The sequence below is a fragment of the Kocuria rhizosphaericola genome (assembly GCF_044462205.1).
Taxonomy (GTDB): Bacteria; Actinomycetota; Actinomycetes; order Actinomycetales; family Micrococcaceae; genus Kocuria; species Kocuria rhizosphaericola.
In genome coordinates this window covers 1-14767 of the sequence record NZ_JBISWK010000084.1, presented here as the reverse complement: position 1 = coordinate 14767, position 14767 = coordinate 1, and the positions used below count along the sequence as shown (strand labels likewise).

General features: G+C 73.1%; 11 protein-coding genes. 3 read left to right on the top strand and 8 right to left on the bottom strand.

Translation table 11 applies throughout. The features are described 5' to 3' along the window. Positions 1-4: 4 nt before the first annotated feature. The 5 genes from ACH9D2_RS08790 to ACH9D2_RS08770 are packed head-to-tail and all read right to left on the bottom strand — an operon-like array spanning position 5 to position 5607. Positions 5-1117 (bottom strand): oligopeptide/dipeptide ABC transporter ATP-binding protein, encoded by a 1113-nt coding sequence (locus ACH9D2_RS08790; RefSeq protein WP_396362464.1) that lies wholly within the window; start codon positions 1115-1117, stop codon positions 5-7. Next, positions 1114-2151 carry an ABC transporter ATP-binding protein gene (locus ACH9D2_RS08785; RefSeq protein ID WP_396362463.1) on the bottom strand — a complete coding sequence of 346 codons (1038 nt, stop codon included), beginning with the start codon at positions 2149-2151 and terminating at the stop codon, positions 1114-1116. The genes ACH9D2_RS08790 and ACH9D2_RS08785 overlap by 4 nt, the downstream gene beginning before the upstream one ends. After that, positions 2151-3119: an ABC transporter permease subunit gene (locus ACH9D2_RS08780; RefSeq protein WP_396362462.1), complete on the bottom strand. Its 969-nt coding sequence runs from the start codon at positions 3117-3119 to the stop codon at positions 2151-2153. The genes ACH9D2_RS08785 and ACH9D2_RS08780 overlap by 1 nt, the downstream gene beginning before the upstream one ends. Next, a complete protein-coding gene (locus ACH9D2_RS08775) occupies positions 3116-4072 on the bottom strand; it encodes an ABC transporter permease (protein WP_396362461.1) in 957 nt (318 codons plus the stop codon). Before ACH9D2_RS08775 ends, ACH9D2_RS08780 begins: the two co-directional genes overlap by 4 nt. Continuing rightward, the gene (locus tag ACH9D2_RS08770) at positions 4069-5607 is read right to left on the bottom strand and encodes an ABC transporter substrate-binding protein (RefSeq protein ID WP_396362460.1); all 1539 of its coding nucleotides are present in this window, start codon (positions 5605-5607) and stop codon (positions 4069-4071) included. Before ACH9D2_RS08770 ends, ACH9D2_RS08775 begins: the two co-directional genes overlap by 4 nt. A gap of 241 nt (positions 5608-5848) precedes the next feature. On the opposite strand from ACH9D2_RS08770, the gene ACH9D2_RS08765 reads away from it, so the two are divergent. Both ACH9D2_RS08765 and ACH9D2_RS08760 read left to right on the top strand, forming a co-directional pair. After that, on the top strand, positions 5849-6574 hold the full coding sequence (locus ACH9D2_RS08765; protein ID WP_396362459.1) for a DUF1028 domain-containing protein: 726 nt from the start codon (positions 5849-5851) through the stop codon (positions 6572-6574). Between the two features lie 47 nt (positions 6575-6621). Further along, positions 6622-7869 (top strand): CapA family protein, encoded by a 1248-nt coding sequence (locus ACH9D2_RS08760; RefSeq protein ID WP_396362458.1) that lies wholly within the window; start codon positions 6622-6624, stop codon positions 7867-7869. A 39-nt stretch (positions 7870-7908) separates the two neighbouring features. Here the strand turns inward: ACH9D2_RS08760 and ACH9D2_RS08755 are convergent, their stop codons facing one another. The 3 genes from ACH9D2_RS08755 to serA all read right to left on the bottom strand — a co-directional run bounded on the left by ACH9D2_RS08755 (position 7909) and on the right by serA (position 13192). Next, positions 7909-8796 (bottom strand): endonuclease/exonuclease/phosphatase family protein, encoded by an 888-nt coding sequence (locus tag ACH9D2_RS08755; protein ID WP_396362457.1) that lies wholly within the window; start codon positions 8794-8796, stop codon positions 7909-7911. A 157-nt stretch (positions 8797-8953) separates the two neighbouring features. Then, positions 8954-11941: a glycosyl hydrolase family 65 protein gene (locus tag ACH9D2_RS08750; protein WP_396362456.1), complete on the bottom strand. Its 2988-nt coding sequence runs from the start codon at positions 11939-11941 to the stop codon at positions 8954-8956. Between the two features lie 54 nt (positions 11942-11995). Further along, the gene (serA, locus tag ACH9D2_RS08745; RefSeq protein ID WP_396362455.1) at positions 11996-13192 is read right to left on the bottom strand and encodes a phosphoglycerate dehydrogenase; all 1197 of its coding nucleotides are present in this window, start codon (positions 13190-13192) and stop codon (positions 11996-11998) included. 291 nt (positions 13193-13483) lie between these two features. Between serA and ACH9D2_RS08740 the strand changes: the two genes are divergently transcribed. After that, complete coding sequence (locus ACH9D2_RS08740) at positions 13484-14701, top strand: M14 family zinc carboxypeptidase (RefSeq protein ID WP_396362454.1); 1218 nt, start codon at positions 13484-13486, stop codon at positions 14699-14701. Positions 14702-14767 lie beyond the last annotated feature (66 nt).

The following is a 14767-nucleotide window of genomic DNA, read 5'->3' as shown; positions in this document are numbered from 1 at the left end:
TGACTCACGTTTCGGACGAGCCGCCGGCCCACGGCGCGGTGCGCGCCGGACCCGTGCGGATCTCGGCCCCGGGAGAGGTCCCGCGGGTGGAGGCCTGCACCACCGGCAGCCGGATGCAGGCGGCGAGGTGCTCCCGGGAGGGCCGGCGGCGTCCCAGGGAGGTGCTGCCGGTCCCCGGTGGCGGTACGGGCGGCGGGACGGTCTCCGCGCACTCGTCGGCCGCCCACGGGCACCTCGTGCGGAAGACGCACCCGGACGGCGGGTCGAGGGGGGAGGGCACCTCGCCCTCGAGCGGTGCGGTCCGGCGGCGGCGCTCCGCCACGGGGTCGGCGGACGGGGCGGAGGCCATCAGCGCCTTGGTGTACGGGTGGGCGGGGTCGTCGAAGAGGTCCCGGACGTCCCCGTCCTCCATGAGCCGGCCGAGGTACATCACGAGGACGTGGTCGCTCATGTGCTCCACGACGGCGAGGTCGTGGGCGATGAACAGGTACGTGAGCCCCAGCTCGCCCTGCAGCCGGTTGAGCAGGTTCATGATCTGCGCCTGGACGGAGACGTCCAGGGAGGCGGTCGCCTCGTCGAGGATGATGAGGTCCGGTTCGCCCGCGAGCGCCCGGGCGATGGACACGCGCTGGCGCTGCCCGCCCGAGAGCTCGTGCGGGTACCGGTCCAGGAAGCGCCGGGAGAGACCCACGAGCTCGAACAGCTCCGCCACCCGGCGGCGGCGCCCGTCCCTGTCCCCGCCGAGGCCGTGCACCTCGAGCGGCTCCGCCACGGCGCGGGAGACGTGCTGGCGGGGGTCCAGGGACGCGAACGGGTCCTGGAACACCATGGCGATCCGCCGGCGCAGGGCCTTGAGCTCCCGGCCCCGCACCGAGGTGATGTCCTTGCCGTCGAGCAGGACGGTCCCCGCGCTGGGCTCCACCAGGTGCATCAGGGCGTTGGCCACCGTGGACTTGCCGGAGCCGGACTCGCCGACCAGGGACACCGTCTGTCCCCGGTGGATGTCGAAGTCGATCCCGGCCACCGCCTGCACCACGCCCTTGCCCCGGTCGGTGGTGACGGGGAACCGGACCTGCAGGTCCCGCACGCTGAGCAGCGGCCGGTCGTCGTCGGTCATCGGGGGCCTCCTCGCCGGTCGGTGCCGTCCGCGCTCCCGCCGTAGAAGGTGCGGACCACGTGGTCCGGTCCCACCGGGGTCTCCGGCGGGCGCTCGGTCTCGCAGCGGGGGTCCCCGCGGACGGGGCAGCGGTCCCAGAACAGGCAGCCCTGGGGCAGGTGCTTCGGGTCCGGCGGGCTGCCGGGGATCACGGCGAGCTCCCCCTTGCCGTGGGCCGTCTGCGGCCGGGAGTCCATGAGGCCCCGGGTGTAGGGGTGCCGGGGGTCGGTGAAGAGATCCTCGAGGGGCGCGGACTCCACGATCTGTCCGCCGTAGAGCACGGCCACCTGGTCCGCGATGCCCGAGACCACACCGAGGTCGTGGCTGATCCAGATCACGCTCATGCCGCGGGACTCCTGCAGCTCCTTGACCCGCTCGAGGATCTGGGCCTGCGTCGTGACGTCGAGCGCGGTGGTGGGCTCGTCCGCCACGAGCAGCTCCGGGTCGCAGGCCAGGGCCACGGCGATCATGACCCGCTGCTTCATCCCGCCCGAGAGCTGGTGGGGGTAGGAGGAGAGGCGGGACGGCGGGTCGGGGATGCCGACCGCCTCGAGCAGCTCGAGCGCCCGGCGCCGGGCGTCGCGGCGGGTGAGGCCGAGGTGGAAGCGGGGTGCCTCCGTGAGCTGCTGCTCGACGGTCAGCACCGGGTTCAGGGACGTGGAGGGGTCCTGGAAGATGAAGCCCACCCGTTTGCCGTGGACGCCGCGCAGCTGCCGGGGATCCATCCGCACGATGTCCTGTCCGTCCAGCAGGGACTGCCCGCTCACCCGGGCGGGCGGGGAGTCGATCAGGCCGGTGGCCGCGAGCACCGTCATGGACTTGCCGGAGCCGGACTCGCCCACGATGCCCAGGGTCCCGCCCCGGGGGACGGAGAAGGACACGCCGTTGACGATCTCCGCGGGGCCGATCCGGACGGCGAGGTCCCGCACGTCGAGCAGCACGTCCTGCTCGGGGGACGCCGGTGCGGCGGTGCGGCGGCGCTCGGTCGTGGGCATCAGGCGCTCCTCCGGATCTCGTCGGCGGTCCGCTGGCGCGGGTCGAGGACGTCGCGCATGCCGTCGCCCACCAGGTTGAACGCCAGCACGGTGAAGAAGATGGCCAGGCCCGGGAACACGCTCATCCACCAGGCGTCGTAGATGAAGGCCTGGGCGTCGTAGAGCATCCGCCCCCACGAGGGCTCGGGTGGCTGGACCCCCAGCCCCAGGAAGGACAGCGCGGCCTCGGAGAGGATCGCGAAGGCCAGCGAGAGGGAGGTCTGGACGGTGATGGGTCCCATGATGTTCGGCAGCACGTGGCGGCGCAGGATGAACCCGTCGGACGCCCCGACGGACTGGGAGGCCTTGACGTAGAGCTCCTCGCGCACGGCGAGCGTGGAGGCCCTCGTGACGCGGGCGAAGATCGGCGTGTAGACCACCCCGATCGCGATCATCGCCGTGGTCAGACCGGGGCCCAGGACGGCCACGATGGCCATGGCCAGCAGGAGGATGGGGAACGCGAAGAGCACGTCCGCGCTGCGCATGATGACCGTGTCCGGCCAGCCGCCGAAGAAGCCGGCCACGAGGCCCAGGGCCACGCCGACCACCAGGGCGATGCCCACGGCCACGAGTCCCACGGTCAGGGAGATCCGGGCGGAGAGCACCACGCGGGAGAACACGTCCCGGCCCAGCTCGTCCGTGCCGAACAGGTGCGCGCCCGAGGGCGGCTGCAGTGCGTTGACCACGTCGATGTCGTTCGCCCCGTACGGGGCGATCCAGCGTCCGAGCACGGCGAGCAGGACCACGACGACGAGGACGACCAGGCCGGCGGCCGTGACCTTGTTCGAGACCAGCATCCGCAGGGTGCCGGTGCGGCTGACCTCCTCCGGGGTCTCCGCCGGCTCGGCGGGCCGCGGGGCGGGCCCGGTGCGGCCGTCCCCGGCGCCCGGGGCGCGGCGGTCGGGCGAGGGCGTCTCGGAGCTGCTCATGACACACGGATCCTCGGGTCGACGACGGCGTACAGGATGTCCACCAGCAGGTTGATCAGCAGGAAGATGAGGGCGATCAGCAGCACGGTGCCCTGGACCACCGGGTAGTCGCGGGCCGCGACGGCGTCGAAGACCAGCCGGCCCAGGCCCGGCCACGCGAAGACCACCTCGATGACGATGAGGCCGCCGAGCATCGTGGCGGCCTGGACCCCGGCCACCGTGAGGATCGGGACGAGCGCGTTGCGCATCACGTGCCGGCCGACCACCGTGCGGCGGGGCAGGCCCTTGGACCGGGCGGTGCGCACGTAGTTGGAACCGACGACGTCGAGCACCGCGGAGCGCACGTACCGGGTCATGATGGACCCGGAGACCACGCCCACGGCGAGCCCCGGCAGGATCACCCGCTGGAGCCAGCCCCACGGGTCCTCCGTGAAGGGCACGTACCCGGACGGCGGCAGCAGCCCCAGCATCGTGGAGAAGACGATGATCAGGAGCAGGCCGAGCCAGAAGTCGGGGACCGAGACGCCGAACTGGCTCACCGCCCGGATCCCGCCGTCCGCCGCGGAGCCGCGGCGCAGGGCGGCCCAGGTGCCGAGCGGGAACGCGATGAGCAGCGCGATCGTGATCCCGGCGAGGCCGAGGGACACCGTGGCCGGCAGCCGGTCCAGCAGGATGAGGGTGACCGGCTCGCCGCTGCGGAAGCTCACCCCGAGGTTCCCGGTGAGGGCGTTGCCGATGTAGGCGAAGAACTGCACGAGCAGGGGCCGGTCCAGCCCGGAGGCCTCCCGCAGGGCGTCGTAGGACTCCTGGGTGAACCGGGTGCCGAGAGCCACCCGCACGGGGTCCCCGGGGACGAGCTGGAGGAGGGCGAAGACCACCACCAGCACGCCGAACAGCACCACCGCGGTGTGCAGCAGGCGCTTGACGAGGAACCTCAGGAGAGGGCTGCTCATTCGGTGTCCTCCTCGAGCCGGACGTCGTTGAACCGGACGGCGCGGTCCGGCCGGGGCTCGTAGCCCTGCAGCTCGGGGACCCAGGCCTGGACCACGTCGGGGTTGTACAGGTAGACGTAGCTGGCGTCGTCCACGATCTGCTCCGCCGCCCGGCCGTAGAGCTCCTTGCGGGCGTCCTGGTCGGTCTCGGTGCGCCCCGCGTCCAGGAGCCGGTCGACCTCGGGGTTGCTGTAGCCCTGGGCGTTGTTCGAGCCCTCGGAGTGGTGCTGGTTGTAGTAGTAGTCGTTGACGTCCACGTTGCCGAGCCAGCCCAGGAGCAGCATGTCGAAGTTCCCCCGGGCCTGCTCGTCGAGCCAGGTCGCGAAGTCGAGGGTGCGGATGTCCGTGGAGACCCCGATCTCCGAGAGGTTGGCGGCGATCACCTGGGCCGCCGTGACCGTCTCCGGGAACTCGTTGGTGACCATGAGCCCGACGGTCCGTCCGGCCAGTCCCGAGTCCTCGGCGAGCTCGCGGGCCCGGTCCAGGTCCTGCTCGAAGGGCGCGTACTCGTGGTGCCAGACGGACGTCTCGGGAACGGCGGTCTGGTTCACGGTGGCGTTGCCGTACCACGTGACCTGGGCGATCGCCTCCCGGTCGATGGCGTGCGCCACGGCGAGGCGTGCGTCGCGGGAGTCGAAGGGCGGCCGCTCCTGGTTCATGGTCACGTACCAGTAGTCGGTGGACGGGACGCCGGCGACCTCGACGTCGGGGTTCTGCCGCAGCGAGTTCACCCGCTGCGGCGGGATGGAGTCGGTCCAGTGCACCTCGCCGGCGGTGAGGTCCGCGAGCGCCGTGGTGCCCTCCGAGATGAACCGGTAGACGACCCCTGGGACGTGGGGGCCCTCGCCCCAGTAGTCCTCGTTGGCCCGGAGGGTCACGGCCGTGCTCGCGGAGTTGCCCACCACCTCGAACGGGCCGGTGCCCACCGGGTCGAGCTGGACGTCCCCGCTCTCCACGTTCTGCTGCTCGACGATGGCCATGCCCTTGTACCCGCCGATCGCGGCGAGCAGGGCGGGCGTCGGCTGGGACACGTCGATGCGCACGGTGTGCTCGTCGACCGCCACGACGTCCTCCACGGCGGACAGGCGGTAGGCGTTGGCCAGCTGTTCGTCGATGATCCGGTCGTAGGAGTACACGACGTCCTCGGCGGTGAACGCGGAGCCGTCGTGGAACGTGACGCCCTCCCGCAGGCGGAACGTCCAGGAGAGCTCGTCCTCGCTGACCTCCCAGGACTCGGCGAGGGCGGGCTGCATCTCGAGGTTCTCGTCGGGCTCCACCAGGGTGTCGTAGACGTTCTCGAGGATCTGGAAGGAGAAGTAGGCGCTCGTGTTGTGGGGATCGAGCTGGTCGGGCTCCCCGGCGATGGCCACCTTGAGGTAGTCGTCGGTGTCGACCTCTCCCGCCCCCGCCAGGTCCACGCCCTCGCCCGCCGAGCAGGCGCCCAGGGCGAGGCACACGGCGCTCCCGAGCGCGGCGATCCGTGCTCCGCGTGCCATCCGGCACCTCCCGGTGGTAGGAATGAGCCGTCCGCCCGGGAGGACCTGCGGGTGCTCCGTTCGGCTGCCCTGCCGGTGCGCACCCGGTCGTGGGTGTCGTCCCACCCTATGCATCCGGGGCGGCGCACCACCACACCCACGGCTCCGGCGTGCCGGGACGCGGGACGTCCTCCCCGGTCGGCGCGGGGACGGACATCGACGACGAACCGGTCGTCACGGAAGTGACGGCCAGGAGGTGATTGTGACCTACACCGTGATCGCCCGGAGCGCGGACTCCCGTCTGCTCGGGGCCGCCACGGCGAGCTGCTCGCTCGCCGTCGGCAACGCCGTGCCGGCCCTCGTGCCCACCGCCGGGGTGGTGGCCTCCCAGGCGTGGACCAACCGGCGGCTGCGCTTCGAGATGCTCCGCACCCTGCACCACGGGGGCACGGCGGAGGAGGCGATCGCAGGACTCACCGACGCCGACCCCGACCTCGCGCTGCGCCAGGTGGCGGTCCTGCCCGTGGCGGGGCCGGGCGCGCACCTCACCGGCAGCCTGTGCACGCCCTGGGCCGGGGGCGTGGCCGGGGCCGACTTCGTGGTGATCGGCAACTACCTGGCAGGCCCGGAGGTCGTCGAGGCGATGCGCGCCGCGATGGACGAGGCGCTCGCGGTGCCGGGGCCGACCAGCACCGAGATGGCGCGTGCGCTGCTGGCCTGCCTGCGCGCGGGCCAGGACGCGGGCGGGGACAGCCGGGGGCAGCAGAGCGCCGCGGTGCTCGTGGCCGACACGCTCGCCGGTTTCCAGTACCCCGTGCTGCTCGACGTCGACCTGCGCGCCGACAACTCGCCCGCCCCGCTGGACGACCTGGAGGAGATGCTCGCGCTGAAGGGCAGCGCCCATCCGGCGCCCGCCGAGGTGGTGCCCAGCACCGGGGTCCCGCACCGGCCCGAGGACGAGGGGCTCTGGTCGACGGTCCTGTCGTGACCGGTTCGGGGGTGGGCGGCCCCTGCCGGGTGGCCTACCCTCGGTCCATGACCATTCGTCCTTCCCTCCCGCCGGCGCGCCGGGGCCCCGCCGCGGGCCTGGCCGCGGCCCTCCTGGCGGGGGCGACGGTCCTCGCCGGCTGCTCCCCGGAGCCGCCGGGGACCTCCCCGGCCGGCGACGGGACGTCGTCGTCGGCCCCGTCGTCGGCTCCGGCCCCGTCCGCGACGCCGGCCCCGGCTCCGGACCGGCTGGAGGTCGTGGTCACCGGCGACGTCCTGCTCCACCCCGGGCTGTGGGCGCAGGCCGAGGCCGACGGGGACGGGGAGCTGGACTTCGGACCGCTCGTGGAGGGGCTGCGCCCGTTCACGGAGAGCGCCGACCTCGCGATCTGCGACATGGAGACCCCGCTCGCCGCGGCCGAGGGCCCCTTCTCCGGGTATCCCTCCTTCGAGGTGCCGCCGCAGATCGTCCCGGCGCTGGCGGACATCGGCTACGACGCGTGCACGACGGCCACGAACCACGCCGTGGACGCCGGCCCGGAAGGGCTCGAGCGGACCCTCGACGTCCTGCAGGACGCCGGGATCGCCACCACCGGCACGTACCGCACCGCGCAGGAAGCGCAGGAGCCGCTGGTGCTGGACGCGGGCGGCGTGCGGGTCGGGCTCGTGACCGGCACCTACGGGCTCAACGGCAACGTCCCGGACGCCGCGTGGCGCGTGGACCTGCTGGACGTGCCCGAGATGGTCCGCAAGGCGCGCCAGGCCCGCGAGGCGGGTGCGGAGATCGTGCTGGCCGCGGTCCACGCCGGGGAGGAGTACTCCTCCGCGCCGGACCTGCAGCAGCTCGAGGTCACGCACGCGCTCGCCGACAGCGGGGAGTTCGACTTCGTCTACGGCCACCACACGCACTCGGTGCTGCCGATCGAGAAGCACGGGGACACCTGGATCGTGCACGGGCTGGGCAACAGCCTCTCGGAGCACGCCACCCGGGTGCCGGTGAACAACGAGGGCCTGACCGTCAGCATGTCCTTCACCCGCGAGGACGGGGAGTGGGTCGCGGGCGACCCGGTGTGGGTCCCGCACATCCTCACCCTCGACCCGATCCGGTGGTGCGCGCTGCCGGCCGCGGACGTGTGCCGCTCCCGGGAGGAGGACGCGGCGTCCCTGGCGCGCACGGCGCGGACCGTGGGGTCGATGGGCGCGGAGGCCGACGGCGCCCGCCCGTGGCGCCCGCTCACCCTCGGCCCGGCAGGACCGCAGCGCTCGGCGGAACCGGAGCCCCCGGCAGGACCGTAGGGCGCAGCAGGAGCGCCGGGCCCCGCAGGACCGCGGCGCTCAGTCCTCGACGAGGGTGACGAGCGCCTGCACCGGTGCGTGGTCGCTGGGGTGGCCCCCGGCGAAGCGGGCCGGGTTGATCGCGCTGCGGCTCACCCGGACACCGGGGCTGGCCAGCACCCAGTCGATGCGCTCCTCGCCCTCGACGGCCTCGCCGTAGTCCGGGAACGTGCCCCACTCGGGGGTGAGCCGCTCCTCGGCGGTGGCCCAGGTGTCGCCGAGCACCCCGGAGTCCACGAGCGTCGCGTACGCCCCGGAGTCGCCCGCCACCGCGTTGAAGTCCCCGGTGACCACGGTGGGGGTGTCCGGGCGGAAACTGTGCACGAGCTCGACCAGGGCCTCCGCGCTGCGGTCCCGGGCGTCCTCGGAGTCGTGGTCGAAGTGGGTGTTGACGAGCACGAGCTCGCCGCCGGTGCCGCGGTCCAGGAACCGGCCCCAGGTGACGATCCGGGGGACGTCGTTGCCCCACGTGGTGGAGCCGATGAGCTCCGGGGTGTCGGAGAGCCAGAACTGGTCCCACTCCAGCAGCTCCAGGCGCCGGGCGTCGTAGAAGATCGCGGAGTACTCGCCCTTGCTGCCCCCGGCGCGGCCGTAGCCGACCATCCGGTAGCCGGCGGGCAGCGCCTGTTCCACCGCCGGCAGCTGGTGGTGGAGGGCCTCCTGCACCCCGAGGAGCGTGGGCTGCTCGAGCTGCAGCAGCCGCCCCAGCCGGGGCGCACGGTCGGGCCAGTGGTCCGGGTTCCCGGCGTGCGTGCCGCTGTGGTGGAAGCGGACGTTGTAGCTCATCACGTGCAGGGCGCGGCCCGTGGCGGGCCCGATGAGCGGCACCGCGGGATCGGCGACCCCGGGAGTCGTGCGACGGTCGAGAAGGACGGTGTCTGGTGACATCACTGCTCCAGGGTGGGGGAGTGCGGGGGCGTCGTCGTCCCATGGTGGACCGGGCGGTCCGACCACGGTGCCACCGAGGGGGAACCCCCGGTGGCCATCGGGTGAATTCGCGGGGTCCTCCAGGGGGACCGCGGCCCCGAGGCCGCCGGTGCACGGCTCAGGCATCGGGCACCTCCACGGGGAACTGCCGGACCTGTCCGGCGGTGAGCTCGTGGACCCGGCCGTCGACGCACACGCGCACGGGGTCGGCGGGGCCGGGGCCGAGGTAGAGCCGCAGCGCGGAGCGGGTGACCTCCACCTGGATGGGCTGGTCCCGGTAGCTGATCGAGAAGGACACCCTGGGCAGCTCCGGAGGGATCGCCGGGTGCAGCCACAGCATGTCGTCCCGGACCTCCAGGCCCGTGTAGCAGCGGGTGAGGATGTCCACGGAGCCGGCCATGGCCCCCAGGTGCACGCCCTCACGGACCGTGTCCCCCTGGGCGTCGACGAGATCGCTGTTGAGCGCCCGCGTCAGGAAGGACCAGGAGCTGCGGCGGTCCCGGCGGGCCTCGACCCAGGAGTGCACCACGTTGGAGAGAGTGGACCCGTGCGAGGAGCGGTCGCAGTAGAAGGCCACGGTGGCCCGGACCGACTCCGCCGGGAAGTCGTAGCCCATCTGTCCCAGCAGCTCCCGCAGCTCCTCCGCCGAGAACAGGTACAGGAGCATCAGGACGTCCGCCTGCTTGGCCAGCCGGTAGTCGTTCGTGGACAGCCCCTCCGCGTCGAGGATGAGGTCGAGGCGGCCGATGTATCCGTAGCGGGCCCGGTAGTCCTCCCACGCGAACTCCGGCAGCTCCTCGTAGCCCTCGAACTGGGCGAGGACGCCGCCGGCCAGGAACGGGACGCGCAGGCGGGTGCGGATCCGCTCCCAGCGGGCCACCTCGTCCTCCCGCAGGTCCAGGCGCCGCCACAGGGGCCCGCCGTAGTCCTGGCCGAGGCGCTCGACCATCTCGACCGCCCGGGCGAGCAGCCAGGCCGTCATGACGTTGGTGTAGGCGTTGTTGCGCAGCCCCGAGCCCGGCCTGCCGGGGGCGCCGTCGTGGAACTCGTCCGGGCCCATCACCCCGGTGATCACGTACCGGTCGTCCTCGGGGTCGTGCACCGCCAGGCTCGAGAAGAATCGGGCGACCTCCACCACGAGCTCGGCGCCCTGCTCGATCAGGAAGCGGGTGTCGCCCGTGGCCTGGTAGTACTGCCACACGCTGTGCGCGACCGCCAGCCCCACGTGGCGCTGCAGCCTCGAGTGGTCGGGGATCCACCGGCCGGTGCGGGGGTTGAACAGCGCGAGCGGGGTCTCCTCCCGGCCGTCGCTGCCGCTCTGCCACGGGAACATGGCGCCCTCGTGACCGGCCGCCCGGGCCGCGGCGCGCGCCTCGGGCAGGCGCCGGTACCGGTAGGCCAGCAGCGCCCGGGTCCACTCGGGCCGGCGGAGGGTGAGCATGGGGTAGACGAACATCTCGTCCCAGAACACGTGTCCGCGGTAGCCCTCGCCGTGCAGCCCGCGGGGCGGGACGCCGGCGTCCAGGTCCGGGTGCGCGGCGGCCACCGACTGCAGGACGTGGAAGGTGTTGAGGTTCACGGCCAGGCCCTGCTGGCCGCCGGCGTCGGTGGCCACGGCGAAGGCGGACCACAGGGCCTGCCACGCGACCACGTGCGCGGAGAGCAGCTCCTCGAATCCGCCGGCCCGGTCCAGCAGCGTGGTGGCGGCGAGTGCGGGCGTGCAGATCGCCCGGTCCTGCGAGGTCACGAGGGCGACGACCTTCTCGACCCGCACGGCCCGGCCCGGGTCCATCCGCAGCCGCAGCTCGTGGCCCACCACGCCGGGGGCCGGCCGGGTGGGGACCCGGGAGAGCAGCCGGTCCCCGGCGCCGCTGCGGAGCACGCGGGTGCGCGCGGCCACGGCGATCCGGACCCCGGACTGGGACGTGGTGGCCTCGACCCGTGCGGTGCCGTGGCCCAGGTCCTCGAGGAGGGCGTCGTCGAGGTGCCGGCCGGCCAGGTCGGCGTCGTCCGCGACGTTGCGGTTGCGGACGTCGGCGTCCACGAGGCTGCGCACGGTCAGGGTCCCGCTCCAGTCCTCGGCCTCGAAGACCGTCTCCTGGCCGGCCAGGTGGCGCTCGTCCTGGGAGACGAACCGGCGGGTGGTCACCCGGGTGGTGCGCCCGGCCTCGTCCCGGAAGCGCAGGGCGCGGGTCAGCACCCCGGTGCGCAGGTCGAGGTCCTGGTGGTGCTCCAGCACGTTCTCCGGGGTGGGCTCGAACCAGTAGCCGTCCTGGACGCGGTACTGCACCAGCAGCCAGTTGGGGGCGTTGACACGGTCCTCGTGCTCCAGGGCGAGGCCGTCGGCCTTGGAGCGCAGCCGGTTGTAGACGCCTGCCAGGTAGGTGCCGGGGTAGTGGGTGCCGTCGGCCCGGGACTCGCACGCGGCCCCGCGCACGGCCATGTACCCGTTGCCGAGGGTGCACAGGGACTCCCGCATCCCCTCGCGCGGCGGGTCGAGGCACGTGTAGGTCAGGTTCCACGGGCTGCCCCCGCCGGAGCCGCCGCCCCAGCCGGAGTCCGCGGGGGCCGTGGCGACCGGGATGTCGAGGTCCGTGAGGTTGTCCACGACGAGGTGGGCGCCGGCGGCGAACAGTGCGCCGCGCCGGCCCGCGCCGTCGAGCCCCACGACGAGCCCGAAGCCGTGGGCCACGGCGGTCCGGACCAGGCGGTCGCTGTCGCTGACCACCACGATGTGCTCGGGCTCCACCGCCAGACGGCGGGAGGCCAGCAGCAGGGCGGCGGCCGGCGGGTGCCGGTCGGGCCCGCCCCGCGGCGGGTCGGCCGCGACCACGATGTCGGCCGGTGGCCCCTCGGGCAGCTCCGGGTGGGTGGTGACCAGGGCGGTGAGCACGCCCTCGGCGTGCAGACGGGCGAAGAGCTCGGCGGCCTCCGCCTGGTGGCGCGGGTGCAGAGCGCCGCCCGGGGGTATCGGGACCGGGGCGTCGTCGCCCGCGCGGGCGGCGTCGTCGGGGCCGGGTGCCGCCCCCGCCGGTGCGAGGGCGAGCACCACCGCTCCGTAGGTGCTCCTGCCGTGGACGGCAGGCTGCTCCAGGACGCCGCTCATGCGGTCATTGTGCCACCTGCCTCCGTCAGGCGCGGGAGGCGGACGGGACGGGACTCAGTTGATCGTGCTGAGGCGGATGGTCTCGGGCAGTCCCAGGATCTGCTCGATGACGTCCCGGGTCACGCCGTTGCCGGCGTCCGTGACGAGGTATCCGGTGTCCCCGCGGGTGGACAGCTGCTGGCGGTCGATGTTGATGCCGTGGTCGCCCAGGACGCTGTTGACGGTCGCGAGGACGCCGGGGACGTTGCGGTGCAGGTGCAGGATGCGGGTGCCGTTGACGGCGGTGTCCAGCTGGACCTGCGGCATGTTCACCGACAGCGTGGTGGAGCCCGAGCTCACGAAGGCCGAGAGCTTCCCGGCCACGAAACGTCCGATGTCCACCTGCGCCTCCTGCGTGGAGCCGCCGATGTGCGGGGTGAGGATCACGTTGGGCAGGCCCTGGAGCACCGAGGTGAACGGGTCCCCGGCCACCTTCGGCTCGTTGGGGAAGACGTCCACGGAGGCGCCGGCGATGTGCCCGCTGACCAGCGCGTCCCGCAGCGCGTTGTAGTCGACCACCATGCCCCGGCACAGGTTGAGGAACAGGGACCGGGGGCGCATCCGCTCGAACTGCTCGCGCCCGAACAGGCTGTCGTTGCCGACGCGGCCGTCCACGTGCAGCGAGACGGTCTCGACCCGCTCCAGCAGCTCCTCCAGCGTGTCGCAGCGCTGGGCGTTGCCCAGCGGCAGGCGGTCCACGATGTCGTAGTAGTAGACCCGCATGCCGAGGGTCTCGGCGAGCACGGACAGCTGGGAGCCGATGTTGCCGTAGCCCACGATGCCGAGGGTGCGGCCGCGGACCTCGTGGGCGCCCTTGGCGGACTTGTCCCACACGCCCTCGTGCATGGCCTTGTTCTTGTCGGTGAGGTGCCGGGCCATCGAGATGATCTCGGCGATCGCGAGCTCCACCACGGACCGGGTGTTGGAGTAGGGGGCGTTGAAGCACGTCACCGCGTGCTCGGTGGCGGCCGCGAGGTCGATCTGGTTCGTGCCGATGCAGAAGGCGCCCACGGACAGCAGCTGCGGGTGGGCCTCGAAGACCTCCCGGGTCACGTGGGTCTTCGACCGGATCCCGAGCAGCTCGACGCCCTCGAGGGCCTCGACGAGCTCGCCGGTGTCGAGGGCGCCCTTGCGGGTCTCGACCTCGATGCCCCTCTCGGTCAGGATGCGTTCGGCCTCGGGGTGGACGTTCTCCAGGAGCAGTGCTTTCACAGTGGCCCAGTCTATGGCTCCGGCGCGGGGGACGACGACGCCGGACGTCACCCCGCGGCGGATGTGGCCCGGATCACCGCGCCCCGGCGAGCACCGGTGCGCTTCGCGGCGCGCGGAGCCCGTGGACGATCCGCTCCCGCGCGCTCCGCTACCGAGCAGTACTTCCAGTGTTGCCCACTGGCCGGTGACGGACGTGTGCGATCGTGATTAGCATCACCATCACCCCCGCTCCGGCGCGGTCCATCGCAGGGCCGCACCGGCAGCTCCGCTCACCCCCCGGAGGACCAGCACGTGATCCCTCAGCACCGCGACCCCGCGACCGCTCGCCCCGCGACCCCCCGCCCCGCGACCCCCCGCCCCTCGGACCGCCCGCGCGGCCGGATCGCGGCGGCGCTCGCGCTCGCCGTCGTGCTCCCGCTCGGCGCCGCGTCCCCCGCGGCCGCGGACGCCAACTTCCCCTCGACCGAGGGGCGGACGAACATCTCGAGCATCCTGACCTACGACGACGTGGTGCAGGAGCTGCAGAAGCTCGAGCGGACCAGCCGCCACGGTGTGGACGCCTTCACCCTGGCGGAGGCCGGCACGGAGGTGAGCACCTCCGAGCAGGGCCGGGACCTGTGGGTCGCGACCGTCGGCTCCGGGCCGGAGCACGTGTGGCTCCAGGGGCGCATCCACGGCAACGAGCCCTACGGCACCGACGCCCTGCTGACCCTGCTCAAGGACCTCGGCACCAACGGCTCGGCCGAGTACGAGCTGCTGCGCGAGAAGTTCACCTTCCACGTCATCCCGATGTACAACCCGGACGGCGCCGAGGCCAACATCCGGCACACCGTCCTGTGGGACCAGGTCTCCGGCGGGCCGGAGGGAGGCACGCCCCAGCGCATCGACCTCAACCGCGACTGGACGTCCGAGGGCTTCGCGGCCGACGAGTCCCGCGCGTTCTACGAGTACTGGACGACCGTGGACCCGGCCTGGGGCGTGGACATCCACCACCAGGGCCTGAAGAAGGAGTACGGGACCGGCGACGACGTCACCCTCTCGCTCGGCATCTCGCTCGCTCCCGGCGGGCCGACCCTGCCGGGGCTCGAGGGCGGCGCCTACGACAGGCTCACCCGCCAGATGCACGTGCACGTCTACGACGAGCTCGCGAAGTACGGCTACGTCAACATGGACCGCTACCAGGTGGGCGGCAGCCAGGAGATCGACATCAAGGGCGGCGTCGTCTCGGCGATGATGCTCGGCCTGGACCACGACGGGCTCAACCCCGAGGGCCACTCCCACCCGGTCGTGTTCTTCGAGACCTCGGGCAACACCTCGGACGGCAGCCTCGGGCAGAAGGCCCGCGGCAGGAGCGTGCAGCAGAACGTGCTCGCCATGAAGGAGCTGCTGCTGGGCCTGGCCACCGGCGAGGTCCAGCAGGAGGACCCGGAGCGCTGGTCGGAGATCCCGCACGCGCCGGTGACCGGCTACCTGACCGACTGGGCGGGCGTCCTCCCGGCCGGCGGCTGAACCCGGCCGCGGGCGTCCTCCCGGCCGGCGGGTCGGAGGCACGGAAAAGGCGAAGCGGGACATCCG